This is a genomic window from Lactobacillus sp. Sy-1 (assembly GCF_019303535.1).
GTDB lineage: Bacteria > Bacillota > Bacilli > Lactobacillales > Lactobacillaceae > Nicoliella.
The window spans coordinates 386,747-411,577 of sequence record NZ_JACCIU010000001.1 but is presented as its reverse complement, the minus strand read 5'-3'; the positions used below and the strand labels follow the sequence as shown (position 1 = coordinate 411,577).

Genomic DNA, 24,831 nt, shown 5'->3' with positions numbered 1-24,831 from the left:
AATTTAAACTTACTAACTGTACTTTTATTCAATAAAAAAATAAGGGAATCAAACCGCAAATTATGGTTTGATTCCCTTATTTAATTTAAATATTAAACGAATTTAACAAACTTCTTATTACTGGTAATGTACTTACCATTTCCAACATAGAATCTAGTGATTCCCTTGTACTTAACAATCCGCTTAACGGTTAGCTTAGTAGATTTCTTAACGTAAGTAGAAGTCTCCCGGTTAAACTTAGTATCGGAATGAATTCTAATCCCCTTACTGTTAATTACCCTTACTTGCTTAGTCGTTGGCGTGCTTTGGTAGTAAGTGTTGACAATGTAATTCCGGTTAGCAGTGATGTAGCCACTGTACTTAGTGGATTTACCCTTGTTATCCGTAATTGCATCAATATAGTAACGTACTAATCCAGATTTAGCAATCGTAATCCGTTTGATCTTGTACTGGATTGCCTTAGTTCTTGGTTGCTTAGAGTGAAGAATCTTCCGAAGCGACTTACTGAAGTTAGCACCCTTGTATGAGTAGATTGCCTTAGTAGCGTAAATATACTTAGGATACTTCTTCAATGATTTGTTGTAAGCCTTAAGGTAGCCATCACGATATCCCTTAGAACGATTCTTAAGTGAAGGAGTCGCAAGATAAGTGGTCTTAGCCTTTTCTTCACCAATAGCAACTTGTTTCTCGTACTTAACGTAACCAGCACTAGCTCCGGAAGCATATGCTCTTTCATATTGAGTAGCATTGCTTGCTAATGATGCTGGTTTCTTACCATTATAACCAGCCTTACTACCAGATAGGTAACCAGTTCGTCCAGCAACGTATGCACTATCAGAAGCAAGAGCTGAATTATTAGTGTTACTCTTAGCATCACTAATTCCCTTCAAGAAGTTATCGTCAGCAGCACTGCTATTGGCAGCAGATGCAGATGAGTTTGCTGATGAACTTGCTGAAGAAGTTGCTGATGAAGCAGCTGAGGAACTAGCTGATGATGCAGACGATGACTGACTAGCAGAAAGTAATTGGGTTGCTGATGAAGCAGCAGAAGTAACCAAGTTAAGTTCATAACGAACTGTGTTAGCAGCACTAACGGCAACGCTAGCAGCACTACTTGCAACTGAAGTAGCATAATTGAACTTGCTGTACGCTACTGAAGCATCGTAGTTGGCACTAGCAGCAACACTAGCGTAACCACGGAACGTGTTAACGTAGCTATCACCCAATGCGTAACTACCAGCTGCGTAAGCACTAGAAGCTGCCGCGTAGGCACTGCTTGCGTTTGAACGAGCCGTAGATATAACTCCGTTAGCATTTGATAGTGCACTGGCAGCACTAGCTGCTTGACTAGTGTAAGCAACGGCTTGACTCGCAGCACTATTAGCAACTACGCTGGCTGAATTTACAATTACGTTAGCACTATTGGCAGCGCTAGTTAAACTGTTAATTTGAGCATTTGATGCGTTTGCTGATTGATAAGAGTTCAACTTAGCAATTGCGGAAACAACCATCGAGTGATCAGAATTAACTTGGTTCGCAGCTGATTGAGCTACTGATCCATAGTTATAAGCACTCACTAATGACTGCCCAACTGCTGAGCTCATTGCACTAACTTGACTACTGTAAGCACTAACGGCTTGATTAGCAGATGCTAATGATTGTGCCCCACTATTAGCGCTGGCAATTACAGCAACTTGAATAGTAGCAGAGGCAACTTGTGCTGCTGCAGATGACGTTAACGCAATTGCAGAGACACCCGTTGCAGCATAACTAGCGGCAGCCTGACTTGCAGCAGAAGCAGCCTGACTGTTTTGCCGTGCAACAGATGCTTGCCCAGCAGCAGCAGAAGCAGCTTGACTAGCGACTTGACTGTACTTCGTAGCATTAGTCGTATCCCCTAGTGCAGCGTAGCTATTGGCAAGCGAAGCGTTATCAGCGTTCACCTTTGCAAAACTACTTGCAGCACTGGCGGCAGAGTTAGCAGCACTAGCCGCTTGACTCGCCTTTGCTAATTCACCTTGGGCAGCACTATTAGCGCTAGTAGCAACTGCATTAGCAGAACTAACCACTGCCAATGCAGAGTTGGCAGCTGATTGAGCAGCACTCATGCCAGGTACGGAAGCATTGTTGTTAGCAATTGAATTAGCAGTGGCAGCACTACTATTAGCAGTTTGTGCAATACTATTAGCAGTTTTGGCAGCGCTATTAGCTAATGAAGCGGAGGAACTAGCATGGTTAGAAACGCTAGCATTTCCACTGTAGTCCCGATTAGCACCGGAAGCAGCAGCACTCGCATCGTTCGCAGCGGTTGAAGCAACGGAAACGTCACTAGCAACCGACTTATTATTGTCTGAAGCGGCACTGGCAGCAGATGAAGCACTTTGCAATGCTGATTGAGCAGCATCATTAGCTGATTGAGCAGCACTATTAGCTAAACTAGCAGCTTGAGAAGCTTGGGTAACTAGGTTCCGAGCAGCACTAACTGCGGATGAAGCAGAATCAGCTTCATTCGCCTTTACAACTGCAAGGCTAGCGGCAACACTAGCTGTTTCTGGATCAAAGTTCTTAGCAGCAGCGGCAGCGGCATCAGCGTATGAACTAGCAGCATCCCGCGCGTCATTTGCAACCTTTGTTTGTTGGTCAGCAATTACGCTAGCTGATGATGCTACTGAAGCAGCAGCACTTGCGGCCTGAGTAGCTGAATTAGCTTGACTAACGGCTGAGTTAGCAACACTAACCGCACTTAAAACAGATTGGTTTTGTGGATGTGCTGATAGAATTTGTGCAGCAGCACTTGCAGTACTAGTAGCACTTTGTGCATTGCTCTTAACAGCACTAACTGCTGAATTAATTGCACTAGCAGAACTAGTAATTGCTTGACTATCACTACCAGCAGCACTTGCAGATTGCTTAGCTCGTTCAGCAGCATCAGAAGCTAACGATGCGCTAGAACCAGCGTTGAAACCATCAGCAAGGAGTTGAGCATCACCCACCGCGGACTTAGCCTTATCAGTGGCACTAGCTGCAACAGAAGCAGCGTTAGAAGCAATCACAGCGTAACTAGCTGCGGCAGAACTAGCAGTTGAGGCAGCTTGACTATTAGCTTTCGCAATTGCAGCCTGATCAGCAACAAAGTTAGCGGCTTGACTCGCAGCCAAGCTGTGCGCAGTTGCACTCGCAGTATCACCTTGGGCAGCATAGCTATTGGCAAGTGAAGCGTTATCGGCATTCACCTTTGCAAAACTACTTGCAGCATCCCGAGCGGAGTTCGCAGCACTAGCCGCTTGACTCGCCTTAGCTAACTCACCTTGAGCAGCACTGTTAGCGTCAGTGGCAACAAAGTTAGCGGAACTAGCAGTTGATAATGCGGCAGAAGCGTCCAGAACCGCTTGGTCCATTCCTGAGACATTAGGATGCTTCGTAGCAATTGAGTTAACTGCATCGTTAGCAGAACTAGTTACAGCCATGGCACTTGAAGTAGTGGTAGCAGCACTATTAGCTAGCGAAGCAGAAGAACTAGCGTGGTTGGAAACGTTAGCATTACCACTGTAATCACGGTTAGCTCCCGAAGCAGCAGCACTAGCGTCATTTGCAGCGGTACTTGCCCGTGCAAAGTCGCTTGCAACGCTGCTAGTGATCGTTCCAGCGTGTCCTGCAGCGGAGTTAGCACTATCCAATGCAGCGTTAGCAGCTTCAGAAGCAGCAGCAGCGGCAGATGATGCTTCACTTGCCTTTTGAAGGGCTTGCTCAGCAGCACTCCGGGCGGAACTAACTGCAACAGAAGCAGCAGCAGCTTCATTTGCCTTATCAATTGCAAGGCTAGTAGCTACGCTCGCGGTTTCTGGATCGAAGTTCTTAGCAGCCGATGAAGCAGTTGCTGCGTATGAACTAGCAGCATCCCGCGCATCATTAGCCACCTTCGTTTGATCTTCAGCAACTACACTTGCGGATGATGCTACAGCTGCAGCTTCACTGGCAGCTTGACTAGCAGAGTTAGCAGCACTAGCCGCTGACTTAGCAACACTAGCAGCGCTGCTAATCGTCTTGTTTTGTGGATTTGCAGAGAGCAATTGATCCACTGATGATGAGGCACTTGCCACGCTCTGGGCGTTATTGGAAGCAACGTTAGAGGCTGCATCAATCGCAACTGAATCACTACCAATTGCTTGGCTGTCATTGCCAGCAGCGCTGGCAGACTGCTTAGCCCGTTCAGCAGCAGATGAAGCTAAAATTGCACTTGACCCGGCATTGAAGCCATCAGCAAGTAATTGTGCCTCATCGGCTGCGGACTTAGCACGGTCAACAGCACTGGTAGCCATTGTTGAAGCATCGTTCGCTAGGTTTGCATATCCTTCAGCAGCTTGGCTGGCTGAAGAAGCAATTTGACTATTGTTCTTAGCAATATCTGCTTGTGCCTGAGCTGAATCAGCAGCCTGACTAGCCGCTAGGCTGTGGGCAGTAGCACTCAACGTGTTTCCTTGAGCAGTGTAACTATTTGCAAGGGATGCGTTATCAGCATTCACCTTCGCAAAGCTACTTGCTGCATCCCGCGCTGAATTAGCGGTACTTGCAGCTTGGCTAGCCTTCGTTAATTCACCTTGAGCGGAAGAATTAGCAGCACTGGCCACTGAGTTAGCTGACTGAGCAATTGAATTTGCAGCACTAGCGTTACTCAATGCTTCACTCATCCCTGAAACTCCAGAATGCTTAGTAGCAATTGAGTTTGCAACGGAGTTAGCAGAACTAGTAACCACTGCAGCACTCGCAGTGGTTGTAGCAGCACTACTTGCAAGCGAAGCTGATGAACTAGTATGGTTACTTTCTGATGCAGTTCCGCTGTAATCACGGTTAGCACCGGAGGCAGCAACACTCGCATCGTTTGCAGCAACACTTGCCCGTGCAGAGTCACTAGCAACACTAGTGTTGGTTCCACCAGCATGGCTAGCGGCTGAATTGGCACTGTCCAATGCTGCGCTTGCTGCAGAGTTAGCGGCAGAAGCAGCGGCAGAAGCGTCATTTGCACTTTGTAATGCCTTTTCGGCATCAGCCCGAGCTGAACTTACCGCAATTGAAGCGGAGTTCGCAGCAGATTCCATTGCGATTGCATTACTAGTTGCAACACTAGCCGTTTCTGGATCAAAGTTACCAGCAGCAGATGAAGCTAATGCTGCATAAGAACTAGCCGCATCGCGAGCAGAGTTGGCAACCTTAGTTTCTTGGTCAGCAACTACACTTGCGGATGAAGCAGCAACCACTGCAGCACTCGCAGCCTGAGTTGCAGCACTCGCACTGTTAACAGCTTGGTTAGCAGCACTTACAACACTCGCAACAGAGCTGTTTTGTGGGTGCGCAGATAGTAATTGAGCAGTAGATGAAGCAGCAGCTTCAGCACTTTGTTTGCTAGCATCAGTAGCAGTAGAAGCGGTGTTAATTGCTGAAGAAGCATTTGTGATTGCTTGACTATCATTTGCAGCGGAACTAGCAGCTTTAGATGCATTCTCAGCTGCTTCGGAAGCCCGCTGGGCATTAGAGCCAGCGTTGAAGCCATCAGCAAGGAGTTGAGCATCTGAAACAGCGTTGTTAGCCGTAACCGCAGCACTAGCGGCTACAGAAGCAGCATCAACTGCATTCTTAGCATAGCTTTCTGCGGCAGCACTCGCAGCTGAAGCAGCCTGACTATTAGCCTTTGCAATCGATGCTTGAGATGCAATAGAATCAGCAGCCTGACTAGCAGCTAAACTGTAAGCAGTAGCACTTAAAACGTTACCTTCTTTTGCAAAACTATTTGCAAGGAACGCATTGGCAGAGTTTGTAACTGCGTAACTTTCTGCAGCAGACTTAGCAACATTCGCATTTGAAGCAGCTTGACTGGCCTTCGCTAATTCTGATTGAGCAGCTGAGTTGGCAGAACTAGCAACCACTTGTGCTGAGCTAGCGATTGAATTAGCAACGTTTGCATCGCTAACCGCCTTACTCATTCCAGAAACAGATGCGTGTTTATCAGCAATTGAATTTACAGTGTTAAGTGCTGAGCTAGTGGTTGCAGATGCACTATCAGCATTTACAGATGCACTAGCTGCCAAGGAAGCGGAAGAACTGGCATGATTACTTTCAGTAGCAGTCCCGCTGTAGTCACGGTTAGCACCAGAAGCAGCAGCTCCCGCATCGTTCACAGCAGCATTTGCCCGATCAACATTACTATTAACAGAACTATTTAAATCACCAGTAGTATTAACCACGTCCTGGGCAGATTGAAGGGCCTTTTCAGCAGCATCATTTGCAGCACTCGCAGCGTTGGATGCGTCAGTAGCAGATTGCGCAGCCTTTTCAGCATCAGCTCGTGCAGACTTAACGGCATCGGAAGCACTAGCCGCAGATTGGGCCTGAATTACTGCTTGGCTAGTGAGGTAATCAGCAGTAGCTGGGTCGTGGTCGTCAGCAGCTGATTGGGCTAATGAAGCGTAGTAGCTAGCTGAGTCCTTAGCCGTTTGAGCAACTTGGTTTTGTTGATCAGCAACGGAACTAGCACTCTTGAAGGCATCCTGAGCAGCGCTAGCAGCTTGGCTTGCGGTGACTGCTTGACTAGCAGCAGAGTTGGCAGCGGAAGCAGCACTAGCGATGGAACTATTCTGTGAGTTTGCTGAGAATAACTGACTAGCTTGGCTGGCAGCATTAGCAGCTTGACTAGCATTGCTTGAAGCAGCACTAGTGGCCGTGCTTACAGCACTAGATGCATCGACAACCGCTTGATTATCAACAGCAGCGGAACTAGCAGCCTGCTTAGCCTTTTCAGCAGCATCAGCTGCTTGCTTAGCACTAGCATTAGCATTAAAGTCATCGGCAAGTGATTGGGCAGCACTTGTGGAACTAGATGCGTCATTTGCAGCACTGGAAGCGACTACGGCAGCTGAGACAGCAATTTGAGCGTAGCTATCGGCAGCTGAGCTAGCAGCAGAAGCGGCATTACTCTGGTCCTTAGCAGTGGATGCAAAACTTTCAACATTTGATGCAGCCTGGCTCGCAGCCTGGCTGTACTTAGTAGCGTTTTCAACGTCACCAAGTGAAGCGTAACTATTTGCAAGTGAAGCGTTCGTTGAATTAACAACCGCAGCACTAGCAGCACTATCACGAGCAGCATTAGCTGCAGAAGCTGCATCGCTAGCCTTACCCAATTCAATTTGAGCATTTGAATTAGCAGCACTAGCAACCGTATTAGCAGAATTAGCAACACTGGAGGCTTGGGTAGCAGAGTTAACCGCAGAAATTACGCCTGGAACATTGGAAGCGCTATTCATTAGACTATCAGCTGACTTAACAGCACCACTAGCAACGTCATTAGCATTAGCAGCATCATCAGCAGCACTACTTGCAAGTGAAGCAGATGAACTGGCGTGGTTACTTACACTAGCGGTTCCACTGTAATCACGGTTGGCACCGGAGGCAGCAGCGTCAGCATCGTTAACCGCATTGCTAGCTTTCGTAACATCGTTTGCAACGTTACTGTTAGTACCACTAGCCTGGCTTGCAGCAGAAGAGGCAGCATCCTTAGCCTTACTTGCAGCATCGTTAGCAGCACTCGCAGCATTGGATGCATCGGTAGCAGATTGGGCAGCCTTTTCAGCATCTGCCAATGCTGATTTAACAGCATCAGATGCAACACTAGCGGCCGATTCTTGTGCAATTGCAGAATTAGTCATTTCTTCAGCAGTCTTAGGATCGTGGTTATCAGCAGCTGATTGCGCTAAGGAAGCATAATGACTGGCTGAATCACGTGCACTGTTAGCAGCACTAGCTTGTTGGTCAGCAACAGCACTTGCAGACTTGGCAAGCGAAGAAGCAGCATCAGCAGCTTGACTTGCAACAGCAGCTTGACTTGCAGCATCATTAGCAGCCTTAGCAGCACTAGCAACGGAACTGTTTTGTGGGTTCGCTGAAGCAATTTGATCAGCTTCAGAAGCGGCATCCTTAGCACTTTGAGCACTGGAAGCAGTGGCTTCAGAAGCCTTAGCAACGTTGTCAACTGCGCTTGTAATGGCTTGGCTGTCAGTTCCAGCTGAACTAGCTGAATTTTTAGCATTTTCAGCAGCCTCGGAAGCCCGTTGAGCACTTGACCCAGCGTTAAAGTCATCGACAAGCGATTGAGCATCCTTAACAGCATTAGTTGCATCAGTAGCAGCACTATTAGCAACGCTAGCAGCATCATTAGCAGTTTGTGCATAGCTAGCTGCAGCTGAACTAGCAGCAGAGGCTGCATTGCTTTGCTCCTTGGCAATTGAAGCCTGAGTTTCAGCAGCATTTGCAGCGGCACTAGCAGCTTGACTGTACTTAGTAGCGTTTTCAACGTCACCCAGCGCAGCATAACTATTTGCTAATGAAGCGTTCGACGCATTGCTTGCAGCAGCAGCAATTGCACTATCACGGGCAACGTTAGCATCACTGGCAGCTTGTTGCGCCTTACTTAATTCAGCTTGGGCGTTCGAAGTCGCAGCACTAGCGGCAACGTTAGCAGAACTAGTCTTAGCATAAGCATCACTGGCAGCAGCAACAGCAGAACTCATTGATGGGACGCTTGAGTTTTGAGCAGCAATACTATTAGCGGATGCTAGGGCTTTGCTTGCACTTTGGTTATCTGCGCTAACTGCAGCCGAAGCACTATTTGCCAATGAAACGGATGAACTAGCATGGTTGCTTTCAGTAGCAGTTCCACTGTAATCTCGGTTGGCACCAGAAGCAGCGGCACTGGCATCTACAACTGCGTTAGAAGCCCGTTCAACATCATTAGCGACATTACTATTAGTATTCACGGCCTGGTTAGCAGCATTTTCAGCAGCCTTCAATTGATCAGTAGCATTAGAAGCAGCGGCAGAAGCAGCGGAACTTGCAGAGTTAGCATCCTTAGTAGCCTGATCAGCTTCACTTCTAGCAGCGCTAGCGACACTAGATGCTTGGCTAGCAAGACTCGCTTGTTCAACTGCAGAGTTAGCAAAATCAGCAGCTGCGGACGAGTCATGGTTCTTAGCAGCGGATGCAGCTTGACTTGCGTACGTACTAGCAGCGCTCGAGGCAGCGCTAGCAATACTTGACTGTTGGTTAACGGTGCTGTTAGCAGCACTAACCTTATCGTTAGCTGAACTAGCAACACTTGAAGCGGAGTTAGCAACACTTGAAGCGGAGTTAGCAGCGCTAGCAGCACTTGATACAGCACTATTATTAGGGTGCTTAGCAAAAATATCGTCAGTCTGACTAGCAGTAAGTGAAGTGCTATCACTATTAAGGGATGTTGCCTTGGAATCATTTGAAACAGCATGGCTATCAGCAGTCACTACATTACTATTTGAGGAAACAGCAGAACTAGCCAGACTAGCTTCATTAGCGGCGTTTGATGCCCGTTTAGCACTTTGGTCAGCATCAGCAGATGCAGCAAGATCTTGAGCCTTTTCAGCAGCACTGATTGCTGCACTCTTGGCAGCGCTGGCAGCATCATTGAAGTTACTTGCTTGACTAGCGTAGCTACCAGCAGCATTACTATGATCAATGGCGGCCTGACTAGCAGCACTAGCTTGGTTAGCAGCTTCAACTGCACTATTTGCAGCTTGACTAGCAGCAAGACTGTAAATATTAGCATTTAAGCTATCACCACGGTTAGCAGCATCAATAGCAGCAGATGCAGCCGTTGATGCAGTGGTTGCGTACGAAGTAGCATTGCTTGCAGCAGAACTAGCCTTAGAATTAGCGTTCGAAGCTAGAGTAGCTTCTGATTGGGCATCTTGGTTAGCTGAGTTAGCCGCACTGGCAGCACTTGAGGCAGCCTGATCAGCATCCTTAGCAGCTTGCACAGCAGAACTCATGCCATCAACTTCACTATGCTTAGCAACAGCTTCGGAAGCTTCAATGGCTTGGTTGTAAGCTGAGTGAGCATCATTTGCACTTTGCGAAGCGGCCGTATCGTTTTGACTGGCAATTGAGGCAGAGTTAGCTGCATTAGAAGTAGCTTGGTTGGCACCACTATTAGCGGAACTAGCTTGACTGGCAGCATTAGAAGCCCGACTATTGTTGTCATTTGCTTGACTGATGGTAGCACTTGCTGAGTTTGCCGCACTAGCAGCAACTGAATTAGCAGAAGCAGCGATTGAAGCTTGACTACTTGCACTGTTAGCTAATTCTACAGCAGCGTTAGAAGCACTAGCGGCGGAATCAGCAGCAGCACTAGCCTGAGCCTTGTGATCAAGTACAGCTTGGGCAGCACTACTTGCTTGATCTGCTAATGAAGCAGCAGCGGTCTTATCTTCTTGCTTAGCAGCTTCATTGGCTTTCGAAGCATAATCATTTGCAACACTAGCAGCTGAACTGGCAAGCTCTGCTGCACTAGATGCAGCTTCGAATGCAGAACTAGCGGACTTGGCTTGGTCATTAGCACTACTCATTGCTTGGCTAGCAGCTTGGTTAGCACCACTAGCAACTGATGCAGCAGAGCTAATCACACTGTTTTGAGGATGACTAGCAGCTTGATCAGCAGCTTCAGAGGCAGCACTCGATGCAGTTTGTGAGAAACCACTCGTGCTAGCGTTAGTTTGATCAGTTGCCTTTGAAGCCGTTTCAGCAGCTGATGCGTATTTATCTGCATCGGTAGCTGCATCAGTAGCTAAACTAGCAGCTGAGGAAGCCCGGTCTCCATTTTGACTTGCATCGATGGAGCCTGCCAATGATTGAGCGGCTTGGGCAGCAGACTGGGCAATTGAGTTCGCCTGACTAGCAGCCGTACTTGCTTGCTTAACCTGGTCTGCTTGTTGACTAGCCACTACACTTGCAGAATTAACGGTGCTTAATGCTGAACTAGCAACGCTAGATGCAGCATTAGCAGCATCAGTATTACTCTTGACTGCACTACTGTACCGGTCAGCAGTTGATTGGTCCCCTGCTTGGGCAGCACTAATGGCCTGACTAGCAGCACTTGATGCAGCATTGTAGTAACTAGCTGCAGATTGGGCAGCGGTGTTGGCATTACTGTTAGCAACGCTGGCGTCTTGGAATGCACTATCGGCAGTAGACTTAGCGGCACTAGCCTGACTAGCAGCATTAGATGCATCAACAGCAGCACTATTGGCAGTGGAATTAGCAACACTGATGGCAGAGTTATCGCTATAACTATTTGCAACCCCACTAGCAATAGAAGCAGCCTTAGAAGCTTCTGCAGCAGACCTGGCAACATCACTAGCATCATTTGCAATCGAGTTAACCGTATTGCTAGTAGCGTTAAATGACTGACCAGCTTGTTGTGCCTGGCTAGCAGCTTGGGAACTAGCACTAGCAGCTTGATCAACGTCATCATTAACACCATCAGAAGTTTGAACAGCTGAGCTAGCAGCATTATTTGCCACATTATAAGCACTTTGCGCTAATGAAAGGGCATCGTCAGCAGCGTTAGAAGCACTAACGGCCTGACTAGCAGCAGAAGCAGCATCAGCAGCCGCTTGACTAGCGGCTGAAACAGAACGTTTTGTTTCACTAGCGTAGTGACTAGCTTGATCTGCAAAGCTAGCTGCAGTACTTGGATCGTTAGCTAGCGCAGCTGAACTAGCCTGAGCAGCCAATGAGTCGGCGACTTCAGCATTTGAAATCGCTAATGAAGTTGCTTCGGCAGCCTTACTATTGGCGTTACTTGCAGTGATGCTAGCTTCGTTTCCAGCAGCGTATGCGGAACTAGCTTGGGAATTAGCAGCACTAGCAACCTGAGCAGCGCTTGAGATGGTAGCGTTACTTGGGAAGTTAGAAGCTAAGTCATCAATTGCTTGTGAGTTTTGAGCCACACTATCAACAACTGGGTTTAATTCACTGACCGTATCATTAGTTAGTGAAGTTGAACTATCAGCCTTACTTCTATATTCGTCAGTAACGTCTGCATTGCTGTGGGCAGCATCAGCAGCATTACTTGCCCGATCACTACTTTCGTTGGCATTAGCAGAACCCGCTTCTGATTGTGCAGATTGAACGGCATTACTCATTGCCTCGGCAGCTTGACTTATTGCAGATGCAGCGGATGCAGCTTCGCTAGCGTAACTAGATGCAGCTTGACTAGCAGTTGTCACTGCATTAGAAGCAGTTTGAGCAACGTTAGATGCACTCATTGCTGAGTCAGCAGCTTGACTAGCAGCGGTGCTAAAGCTATTAGCGGCTGATTCATCACCAGCTAATGCCGCTGAGTTAGCAGCACTAGCGTTAGATGATGCATCGGCAGCATATGAGTTAGCATCGTCTTGAGCATAAACAGCAGCATCTGCAGCAGATTGGGCAGCACTTAACGCTGAATTAGCGTTACTGTTGGCAGCAGAAGCAGTATCAGCGGCTTGACTAACAACAATTGCATTGCTGCTAACGACTGATGCGTATGAACTCATTGATGGAATGTCATATTTAGCAGCATTGCTAATGACATTTTGCATGTCCACAACTGCTTGACTAGCAACCGTAGATCCATTATTAGCAGCAACAACCGCCTGACTGGCCTTATCGCTATCACTAGCGGTTGAGAGGTTCGTATCAGCAGCATTATTGGCAGAGTTAGTAGCACTATCGGCAGCAACGGAAGCTCGTTGTGCGTCGGAATCAACACCATTATTCAACTTATTAATTGAATCAACTGCAGCACTAACTGACTGAGCAGCAGCCTTAGCCTTATCAGCAGCTTGACTAACAACAATTGAAGCTGAACTAGCTTGGTCAGCAGCTGAAATAGCACTGGAAGTAGCACTATAAGCAGAATTAGAAGCTACTTCGGCACTTTGTTGGGCCAGTGAAGCTTGGTCAGCAGCAGATGCGGCAGCAGAAAGATCACCATTACTTGCTGCAACGCTGGCTTGAGTAAGGTAACTAGCAGCATTAGATGCTGCGGAGTTTGCAATCGAGGCTTGTTGACTAGCAGTATCCTTAAAAATGGATGCAACCGCACTGGCATCATTTGCACTTTGTTGAGCAGAACTTGCTTCGCTTGCAGCAGTGGAAGCAACCGCAGCGTTACTATTAATTGCACTGTGGTTTGGATATTGACTAGCAAAGCTATTAGCATCTGCAGCAGCATTTGAAGCAGCGGTATTATCTAATGCGGCACTGGATGCAGCATTACTTGCATTCTTGGATGCAGTTGCAGCTTTATCAGCATCAACGTTAGCTTGATTAGCTTGATCCTTAGCAGTCGAAGCTGCATCTGAAGCCCGGTTTACACTAGCATCAGCGTCTGCAGAAGCAGCAATTGAATTGGCATCGTTAATCGCCTGGTTTGTAGCATCACTAGCGGCACTGGCAAGCTTAGCTTGATCAGCAGCACTTTGCGCAAGGTCTTTGATCGTAGAACTAGCACTGTTAGCAAGACTTTGGGCAGCATCAGCGGCATTAGACGCAATTGCAGCACTATCAGCATTTTGCTTAGCAACTGAACTAGCGGATTGAGCAGCTGATAAATCACCATTGTTATTTGCTGAAAGCGCAGCTGAAGCAGCACTCGATGCTAACGCAGCATAACTATCGGCATTTGATTTCGCCTGACTAGCACTAGAATTAGCATTGTCCATCTGGGTAGTTGCAGATTCCACCCCACTATTGGCACTAGCAATCGCATTTGAAGCTGAACTAGCAACACTTTGAGCACTAGCAATTACAGAAACTGCACTGCTCATTCCTGAATGAGCACTTAAACCTGCACTGGAAGCCATTGAAGATGCAATTTGGGCTGCACTAGCAGCACTATTAATGTTGTTAACTGTATCCGAAGCAGCATGACTATTATCAACTACTTGGTTAGACGATGTTTGTGCGTTGTTAGATGCAGACTGAACGGCAGTATTGTCATCATTAGCTGAACTAGCTGCAGCACTGGCCCGATCAGCATCACTCTTAACCCCATTTACTAATCCATCAGCAGCTGAAGCAGCTGAATTGATTGCAGAACTAGCAGCATTAATTAAATCAGCTGCAGAACTAGCAACTGCTAAATCACTATTAGCCCGACTAGCGGCGCTAGCAGCAATTACGGTAGCATTACTTGCATCAACGGCAGCTTGGCTAGCTAACTTTTCAGCAGCAACGGCTGAATTAGCAGCGGCAGCGGCAGCATCTGCATCGTTATTTAAAGCAGCTGAACTAGCCGCATGGTAGTAACTTTGAGCATTGATTTGAGCAGTGAAGACAGCACTCGAGGCAGAATCAACAGTTGCCTTAGCTGAAGATGCAATCGAATTAGCTACACTTGCATCACTATTAGCCCAACTTGCTTGGTCCACTGCATGACTAATTGCTACAGTCGCCGAATTAATGATTGGATTGTTTGAATATTGATTTGCTTGCGAATTGGCAGATTCAGCAGTTGAAGTGATTACATCATTAATTGAAGTAACCGCTGAACTAGCTGAACTAGCATTGGAGGAGGCACTGGAAGCTGCAGAAGAGTTTACATTAATTGTAGAACTGTCCTTGACAACTGCATTCGAAGCGTTACTTGCCCGTTTGACACTTTGGTTCGCATCTGCGGATGCAGCAAGTGATTGAGCATCATCAGCAGCAGAACTGGCAATAACTGCATTATCGATTGCTGACTGGTATGCAGAATTAGCGATTGACTCAGCAGCGGATGCACTACTATTCGCTTGATCCGCTAATTGATAAGCACTAGATGCCCCGGAAGCTGCAGCTTCAGCGGAGTCAGCAGCTTGGCTAGCAGCCGTACTATAGGAATTAGCAGCCGCACTATCACCACGATTATTAGCATCAATGGCAGCAGACGCAGCAATCGATGCATTGTTAGCATAACTAGCAGCACTAGAACTAAAGTTTTGTGCATCCTGAGTAGCACTACTTGCAGTACTAGATGCCTTTTGAGCATCGTTATTAGCTGAATTTGCAACAGAAGCAGCAATGGAAGCCTGTTCGGATGCACTAGATGCAGCTGAAACTGCAGAACTCATTCCAGAAACATCTGAATGACCAGCGGCAGCTGAGCTAGCAATTGAAGCAGCTTCGCTAGCGGCACTGGACGCATCTCGAGCCTGTTCAGCAGCTTCATTGGCATTACTAGCTGCAGCGTAAGCGTTGCTAGTTGATTCTGAAGTTTGCGCATTTTCACTTGTTGCCTTATCAGCGTCACTCTTAGCTGATTGGGCAGCACTGGAAGCTCTGTTAGCATCGCTAGTGGCGTTCTTAGCAGCATTCGCAATGGAATCAGCAATTGATTGAGCGGCTGAACTAGCACTGAGCGTCACAGAGGTAGCTGAGCTGATCGTCTGAGCAGCTGAACTAGCAGTGGAGGCAGCATTCTTACCATTAACTAAGGCCGCATCTGCCGTTGAGGCAGCTTCAGAAACCTTACTGTATGCATTAGCAGCATCATTAGCAGCATTGGTTGCAGTTTGGGCATAGCTATTTCCAGCAGCAAAGTCTGATTTAGCGTATGCTTCTGATGCAGCTTGACTAGCTGCAGTGGCTGTGCTATTAGCTGAGTTTGCAATTGAGTTTTGGTAGCTAGCAGTGTTTGTTGCAGAGTCCACAACTGACTTAGCAATCGAAGCTTGTTCACTAGCTGATTGAGCAATCACACTAGCACTATTTGCAGTTGAATAAGCATCGCTAGCACTTTGGGCAACCGCACTTAATGCCGGATTGCTTGGATAGTTACTAAAGTGGGATTGAACATCACTATTAGCACTGGCAGCAACACTAGTTGAAACAGTCGCAAAGGAACTAGCATCACTGGCATTTTGTGAGTATTGGTTAGCAGCGCTTACAGCACTACTATTAAGTGAGTTGTAAATTGAATTAGCTTGATCTGCATTTGATGAGGCAGAAGTGGCTGCATTACTTGCGGCACTGTTTCCTGATTGAACATCATTAGTGGCGCTAGAAACGAAGCTGTTAAGGTCACTTGCCGTTTGTTCAGCAGACTTAGCAGTTGAAGCAGCCTCAGAGGCAACTGATTGAGCTGAACTAGCTTGACTAGCCGCACTAGAAGCCTTTTGGTTTGCGGAACTAGCGGCATTGCTAGCATCCTTCGCAACTTGAGCAGCAGAGTTAGCGGCATTTGCAGCATCTTCTGCGGCAGAAGCATGTGAGGAAGCAGCGTTACTATCACCCTTGGCAACGGCTTCTGAAGTAGCAGCATTTTCGCTAGCAGCAACGGATGCTGCAGAACTGGCAGCATTGTTAGCTGAGTTAGCAACGTCAGCTGCGGAGCTCGCAGTTGAATAAGCGTTGGAAGCATCATTAGAAGCTTGGCTAGCAACGGTTGAAGCAGATTGGGCATTACTATTAGCTGAACTGGCAACACTAGCAGCGGATGCAATTTCAGAATTATTAGGGTTATTAGATGCAAAGTTACTTGCATTTTCAGCAGCATTTGATGCTTCAGAAGCAAGCCCACTGGTTACCCCGTTATTAGAACTAGCTTGACTATTTAAGTCCTTAGCTGAATCAGCATTTTGATTCGTTCCTGGAGTTGATCCGGAACCATTAGTGGCAGCACTAGCTTCGCTCGCAGCGTTCGATGCAGCTGATGCAGCTGATGATGCCTTATTGCTATCACGGTTTAAACCATCAGCAATCGCTTGTGAAGCAGCACTAGCAGCATTCGACGCTGTCTGAGCAGCAGAACTGGTAATGTTGTTTTGGCTTTGAGCATCTTGAGCAGCACTAGTGGCTGTTTGAGCAGCAGAGTTAATCTTGTCAGTGGCAGATTGAACTTGATTAGCTGCATCACTAGCAGCATTCGATGCAACTGCAGCATTCGATGCAGCAGTTGATGCAGCTGATTGGTCACCACGGTCAGCAGCCTTTTGAGCTTCACTAGCGTAAGACGAAGCATTGCTTGCTGCTTGGCTCAAAGCAATGTTTGCGGAACTAGCCGCTTCACTCGCAGCATCTGCATCCAAACTAGCTTGATTAGCGATACTAGATGCTTGAGAAGCCTTGGCAGAAGCACTAGCAGCTTCGCTAGCGGTATTACTAATAGCAATAGATGCACTAGAGACAGTCGGATTATTGCTATTAAGCGCATTTAAGCTACTTACAACGCTAGTAGCACTATTAACAGTTGCTGTATTTGGCGTTGTAGCGGCAGAAGCTGAACTAGCTTGGGATGAGGCATCCTTAATTTGTGTTAAATCATTTTGAGCATTGCTAATTGCATTAGAAGCATTTTGACTATTTTGAGCAGCTTGGGAATTAGCTGTTGAAGCAGAGTTAGCATAACTAGCTCCACTTCCAGCATTATTTAAAGCATTGTCAAATGCACTTTGCGCCGCATCACGAGCTGCACTGGCTGCGGAACTAGCATTATTGGCCTTGTCTAATGCAGAACTGGCAATCGATTCTTGTGCAGCAGCCTGTGAATTAGCTTCACTAGCTTTAATTGCTGCAGAACTAGCACTACTTGCAACTAATGATGAAGCATCAGCAATTGATGATGCTAGGTCAATATTACCGCTAGCAACTGCGTTAGAAACAGCTACTGAAGCGCTAGCAGTGTAAGAAGCAGCGCTTGAAGCAACGGATGCAGCAACAGATGCAGCTTGGGAATAATCCGCAGCAGACTGCTTAGCTTTATTAGCATCGTTAACTGCTTGGGAAGCTTCAGAGTCAGCCTGAGTAGCAACACTATTAGCAGAGCTAATCGTGCCAGCAGCGCTCTTAATTGTTTCATTATTTGGATTATTAGCAACCATTGAGTTTACGTTATCTGAAAGACTAGCAGTAGCACTGTGGTCACTAAATACGGATGGATAAACATCACTAGTAGAAGTTGCTAACTGAGCAGTTGAATCAGCATGTTGACTTGCACCTGACGCATCGGATGAACCAGAAGCAGCTAAACTAGCAACACTATTAGCAACCGAGGCAACGCTACTAGCCTTGCTAGCCTTATCATTTGCGTTATTATTAGCTGCATTGACAGCGTCACTAGCAGCATCTTGCGCGTCCTTAGCAGCTTGCGCAGCGGCAGAACTAGCAGAAGAAGCATTGTTATAAGCAGAACTAGCTTGATTATTAGCATTTTCAGCTGCACTGTAAGCATCATTAGCTACACTAGCAGCATTACTTGCATCAATTTCAGCAGAACTAGCTTGGTTAGCGTAGCTGTCAGCTGCGGAGTGATCACCGGCTAGGGCAGCACTAGAAGTTTGAGAAGAAGCTAATGAAGCTCTTTGTGCAGCTTCACTCGCCTGACTAGCAGCAACGGAAGCGTTTGAATATGCAATTGCTGCACTACTTTTAGCAGTTTCAGCCTGATTAGTTGCATCAGATGCAACACTAGCGGCAGAACTAGCAACTGAATTGGCGGAACTAGCCTTGCTATTAGCTGAGGAAACGGCCGAATTATCAGGATGGGTAGTTACCAGACTATTAGTAACCTGGTTAGCATCGTTTGCAATCACAGCATTGCTATTGGTAGCAACGTTATCATTAGCCACTGCGCTAGCGTATGAGTTAGTGGAATCTGAGAACTGACTAGCTCCAGCAGCGTTAGAAGAACCAAATGCTGCATGGCTAGCGGCACTATTTTCACTAGTTGCTGCTGAGTTAGCAGAACTAGCTTTACTATTAGCAGAACTATTAGCCCGTTCGTTAATCACATCAAGCGCAGAGCTTGCGGTCTTAAATGCATTAGAAGCGTTAGTTTCAGCCTGAGAAGCAGCTAATGCCTGTTGCTTAGCAGTATCACTAGCTGCTGCTGCAATTGCACTAGCGCTTTGCGCACTGGCAGCCGCAATACTTGCTTGAATTACAGCTCCACTAGCAATTGATGCGTATGATTGAGCAGCTACATGATCATTAATGCTTAGCGCTGATGATGCTAAACTAGCCGCACTTTGAACGGCACTAGAGGCATCATTAGCACTTGCATAGTATGATGATGCAAGTGATGACTGGGTAACCGCTTCATCAGCAGCGGATTTAGCACTAGTAATTGCAGCAGAAGCACTCTTAGCAGCATCGTTAGCACTACTGAGGGCATCAACAGTTACCTTAGCAGCACTCTGAATTACATCGTCAGATGGGTAAACGGAAGCAACTGATTGTGCTTGAGAGTTCTTGTCGTTAGTTTGAACTGCATATGAACTAGCTGCATTTGAAAAGTCAGAAACAACCACAAAGTCTGACTGGGCAGAACTAGCATTACTATTTGCACTGGTAGCAGCACTACTTGCGACATTAACGTAAGAGCCGGCCTGACTATTGTATCCAGACAGAGATACTTCTAAATCACCAGATTGGCTATTAAGAGCGTTCACCCGATCATTAATCTTATTCAATGCATCATTAGCTGCATTAGCTGCATCTTCAGCATCCTTAGCAGCTTGTTGAGCAACGGAATTTTGTTGACTTGCATTTTGATTAGCTGTAGAAGCTGAATTCTGAGCATCCTTAGCACTCCCCGCAGCATTACTTGCGTTACTTGCAGCGGTACTAGCTAACGATGCGTAGGAACTAGCAAGTGAGTGATTGCCATTACTGAGGGCTTCATGAGCTGCATCTGAAGCAGCCTTAGTAGCACTATCTTGTGTAGCAGCCTCAGACGCATAGGAAGCAGCGATTGAAGATTGGGTTGCGGCCTCATCACGCGCACTTTGGGCAGCACTTAAAGCATCACTAGCAGCTTTGCTTGCGTTTGATGCCTTATTAGAGGCACTGCTTACTTGTTGATAAGCACTACTAATTACGGCGTCGCTTGGATATTGACTGGCGATTGATTGGGCATTAGTAGCGGTACTACTAGTGTCGGCTGCAAAAGAACTCGTCTTATTTTGAGCAGCAGCGGTACTATCGGCATTGATCTGGGCAGAACTAGCCTCTTGACGAGCACCATCAGCAGCACTACTTCCATAAGCTGCATAACTAGCAGCGGAAGCGGCAGATGATGCTTGAGAGCTAGCTGAATCCAAAATCCCGGTATTAATTTCCTTTACCCGATCAGCAGCTTGGCTAGCAGCATTACTAGCTGCTTGGGCAGCGTCAGAAGCTAAACTTTCGGCTGAACCAGCATTAGATTGTGCAATACTAGCAACGTTAGCTGCAGTATTCGCTGCATCGTTAGCCTGATTAGCTGCAGTAGCGGCATCGCTAGCACGAGCAGCAGCGGATGATGCTTGAGCGGCGTATGAACTAGCTAATGCATGGTCACCATTTTGCACTGCCTGGTCAGCAGCAGCAATTGCTGATCTAGTTGCAGAATCTTCATTAGAAGCAGTTGCTGCATGGCTAGCAGCAACTGAAGCCTGGCTATTAGCATCGGCTTCGGCACTCTGTGCTAAACTAGCAGCGCTTGATGCAGCTTGTGATGCAGCATTTGCATCAGATTGGGCACTGTTAACTACACTTAAGGCACTATTAATAACAGCGTCACTTGGGTAGGCGCTGGCCATCGATGAAACCTGTGAGTTATCTGAACTAACTTGGGTAGCATAGCTACTAGTTTGCCCACTTTCGGTCACTGCACTACTTGCGTAGTTAACAGCGGAATTAGCATGTTGGCTAGCTCCATCAGCTCCAGACTTACCAACTGCTGCATAACTAGCGGTTGAAGAGGCTAGGGATGCAATTGAACTGGCGTCGTTATTGCTACTACTAATTAGCGTAGCTGCTTGAGAAAGAGCCTGCGAAGCTGCTTGACTTGCTGCTTGACTTGCAGAAAAGGCAGTACTACTTTGTTGGTTAGCACTATTTAAGGTATCGCTGGCAGCCTGCGAAGCTGTATTAGCACTAATAATTGCTTGTGATGCAGCTGAAGCAGCTGAACTAGCAATGCTTGCTGCATTTTGTGCTGATTGCAATGCTGAGGACGCTTGAGCTGAGTTCCCAGCAGCAGAATAACTAGCAACTGCACTAGAAGCATTAATCGCACTCTGCTTGGCAGCATTAGCACTATTAACAGCACTCAATGCCGCTTGACTAACTGCGGATGCAGAATCTGCAATCGACTTAGCAGCAGAACTAAGCGCCGTTGCCTGACTGGCAGCACTAGCAGCATCTAGCGCTGCTTGACTAGCAACGCTATTGGCACTACTAATTACTGCATCACTTGGGTGAAGCGATGCTAAACTAGCGGTAACGCTAGCAGCAGAACTGGCCCCACTATTAGCAATTGCTACCCCATTTGATGCTGATGAAATTGCAGTTGAGTCAGGAGCAACACTACTTTCAATCGATTGAACCTGACTTTGTGCATTTTGGGCATTAGATGCAGCTAAAGAAGCGTCCCTAACGGCCTCACTGGCAGCAATGTTATAATCCTGTGCAGTTGCTGATGAGAATAGGCTGGAAGCGGTGCTATAAATAGAGCCTACCGAACTAAGTGCATTGCTAGTATTAGCAGCTGCCTGTGATGCAATCGAACGTTGCACGTTAGCAGATGATGCTGCCTTCGAAGCAACTGAGTCGGCAGACTTAGCTGCTGCTTCTGCTGACACTGCTTGACTGGAAAGCGCCGCATACTGACTATCATCCTTAACCGAAGCAATCACACTAGCCAAACTGTTGGCAACTGAAGCAGCTGAACTAGCAATGATTGCCTGACTACTTGCTGCATCAGCTAATTGACTCGCAACTGATTTAGCAGAAGATGCTGATGAAGCTTGAACGCTAGCCGCACTTTGGTAACTATTAATAGTGCTTTGGGCACTGCTTAATGCTGATGATACGGATGCATAGTCACTTCGATTAACAGCATTGCTATTTTGATCTAAGTCACCAATCAATGCATCTAATGAGTCTGAGTATTCGTTAATTGCATTTGAATTTAAGCTAGTTTGCTCATTAAACTGATCGGCACCACTATAGGTCTGGGTTACCCCATGGGCAGCTTTGCTGGCTTCTGCAGCGTGGCTACTGGCATCGTTAGCGTAACTAACTGCTAAGCTAGCGTTAGAACCGGAAGTATCCTTCTCTGCATTGTCAGTAATGGTCCCAGAATTACTCCCAGTGTCCGCAACGTCAGGCGTTTTCCCAGGGTTATTAATGGTGGTTTCAGTTGACGTATTCTTACCACTATTCTTGATGGTATTACTTTGGTTAGAAACCCCAAATTGTGCTGTAACCGTAACCGAAGTTGGCAGAGTTGCACCAGCCGCGTTTAATGGTTCAACAAGCGTGTAGGTGTAACGACCATCAGCCTGTTTAGTAAAAGCAGAAAGTGGCAGTTTAATCGTGTATTGATTGGAATAACCAGAATTTCCGGAAACCGTACTTGATGCTGGTTGGTATGGGTTGGTAACCATTCCACCATTACGAACTTCGTTCTTACCATTAGTAGTAACCCGAACATAAACTTCCTTTGATGAAGCTGGTAAATCACTTAAATTAGAAGGAATATTAGCTAAAATCAGCTTAGTAACCACATCGTATCCGGAAGAAGCATTATTAACGGTGGTTCTAAGGTTTGAATTACCGTTAAAGAACACACTTGGTACGGCAGAAAACTTAAGGTAGGTAGTCGTACCGTTACTAAATCTACTTAATACACTATTAGTAACTTCTTTCCCAGATGCATCTAGCACTTTAACGTTGTTATTATTAACGCTAACGTAGAATTGAGCAGTACTATCAACATCCTTATCTACTTGGGTCACAACTGAATAAGCGGTTAACGGAATTTTAGCAAATAAAGTTCCGGCCCCCGTTGTATACTGATTGTCGACCCCGTTTAAACTAAAGATAACCCGATTACCAGGGTTATTAATCAAAATACTCCCTTGATTACTCAATAACGTAAATTTAGAGCCAGTCGCTCCATCGGTCGAAATTTCAGCATTCCCATCATTCAGAATGTTCAAGTTCCCGGAGATGCTAACTAGCGAACCGGAATTAGAATTAACGGCAGAACTCCCGTGGGCAATGAAGGTCCCCCCGTTGTTAACGAGCAGCGTCCCAGCAATAACATTTGGTGTCGTAGAATTAGGATTATCAGTGTGTTCAATGTCTAAGACCCCGTTATTGGTAACGGTAATGTTCCCGCTAACGTTAATCCCAGAAGCATTGGCTTGGGGCGTTATGTTTAACTTAGCGTTGTCAATTGTCACGCTAGCACCACTACGAACGATTAAACCTACAGAGTTGGTTCTATCAACTGTATTTTCAGGCGATCCGCTACCATTCTTAGGCGTTAGGTTCATTGTCGAACCCTCGTTCAACGTTAGTCCACCAGATAAATCAATTACGTTCCCCCCGAAGTCATACCCGTTATAGGTACTGCCCTTCATTAGGGACATTTGCGATATTTGGAGGTTTTGTTGGTTAACGGAGCCATCAGATCTAGAACCTTGGGTATTAACCGTCTGGAAATCAGAACCGTTGATGACACTAGTGTATCTTCCGACGGAGTTAACGTTTACGGTTCCAAAAACCTGGACGTTGGCGTTGGTTGCATTAACCAATTGTGATCCGGTATAGGTGATGTTGGAATAGTTAATCGTTCCAGCTTTATTGGTCCCGCTAGTTCCGATTTTCACCGGCCCATAGTAGTTGGTCCCGTACATGGTAAGATTCTTAACCGTTACAACAGCATTAGAATCTCCACCATTGAATCCATAACCAGCTGCCCCAAAATCAATTGAGTGGCCCTGACCATCAATGGTGATTGATGACTTACTGCTCAGGTTAATATTTGTCCCACCAGTACCCTTATTTCCAAAGTCATTCGTCACCTTAATCACACTGACGTTAACACTTCTCATGGCAGCATCAAAGGCACTCCACGTTCCCACGTAGGCCACGCTTCCAGTTTCAGCAGGAAGACTGCTGTAATCAGCACTATCAGATGTGCTTGCTGCCCGGTCAGTCAAACTATTAGTAACTACGTCTGCATCTGATACTGATTCAACATCGAGCGCCCGGGTAAGCAAATCACTAGCACTATCAAATTCTGATGAACCATCCGCACTAACAACCACTGCTGATAGCTGGTTTATACTAGAAGAGGTATCGCTAGCAGAACTTGCGTTATTACTAGCGTCAGCACTACTGCTGGATGTGGCTGATTGAATAGCTGCTGATTCGCTATCAGCTGAGCTACTTTCAGAGTTATTGCTATCACTGGTGCTATCGTTATTGCTAGAAACAACTGAAGACACGTTAGCTGAATCTAATTGTTGTTTTAAAGCGCTAATCGCTGCACTGTCATCATCTGAAGAAGACGATTGAGCAGTAGAAGATACACTGTCCCCCTGAGCTGATTGCGCACTAACGGTAACGTCCGCAATTGAACTTTCAGCAGCAGAACTATCAGTTGCTGAACTAGAACTAGCTGTGCTATTAGAACTAACTGATGCTGACGATGAATCTGCACTCGTTACGGTCGCACTGGTGTTACTTGCAGAAGATGAGTTTGCGCTTTGATTTCCAGATGAAGATACTGAATCAGCCGAGCTGGATTCATTATCATCATTTGAATTTAAGTAAGTTACACTGGCATTTGCGTGTGCAGTCGCTTTTTCACCATAGACTGTCCCCGCACCAAGTAACGTAAACATGGATAGCGAAACAACCACCCATTGCTTTTTAACTTTCCGAAGCACTTTTTTGTCATTTACCTTATCAATTTGAAATTTATTATAAAGCAAAGTTATAGCTCCTTTCTTTTTTCGATAAATCTTTTCCAATTTAAATATCGATTCGAATCCTTTTAATTTGCGTACTTAATTTTATCATTTTATTGCTAGTTTGACTATACAAACAGTTCAAAAACCCTATTCTCATTCCAAAAATCATAAAATTAAATTTAAATTTATAATTTTTATTAAAGATAATAAATAAAAATAATGAGCAGGGTTAAATATTCTTATCAATATTTTAATCTTT

Annotated in this window: 1 protein-coding gene; it reads right to left on the bottom strand. The window is 46.3% G+C overall.

Annotated features, from left to right (window positions below; translation table 11 throughout):
- Nucleotides 1–92: 92 nt before the first annotated feature.
- Nucleotides 93–24,593, bottom strand: a complete 24,501-nt coding sequence (locus HZL42_RS01840; RefSeq protein ID WP_219054009.1) for a DUF5776 domain-containing protein — start codon at nucleotides 24,591–24,593, stop codon at nucleotides 93–95.
- Nucleotides 24,594–24,831: the final 238 nt, after the last annotated feature.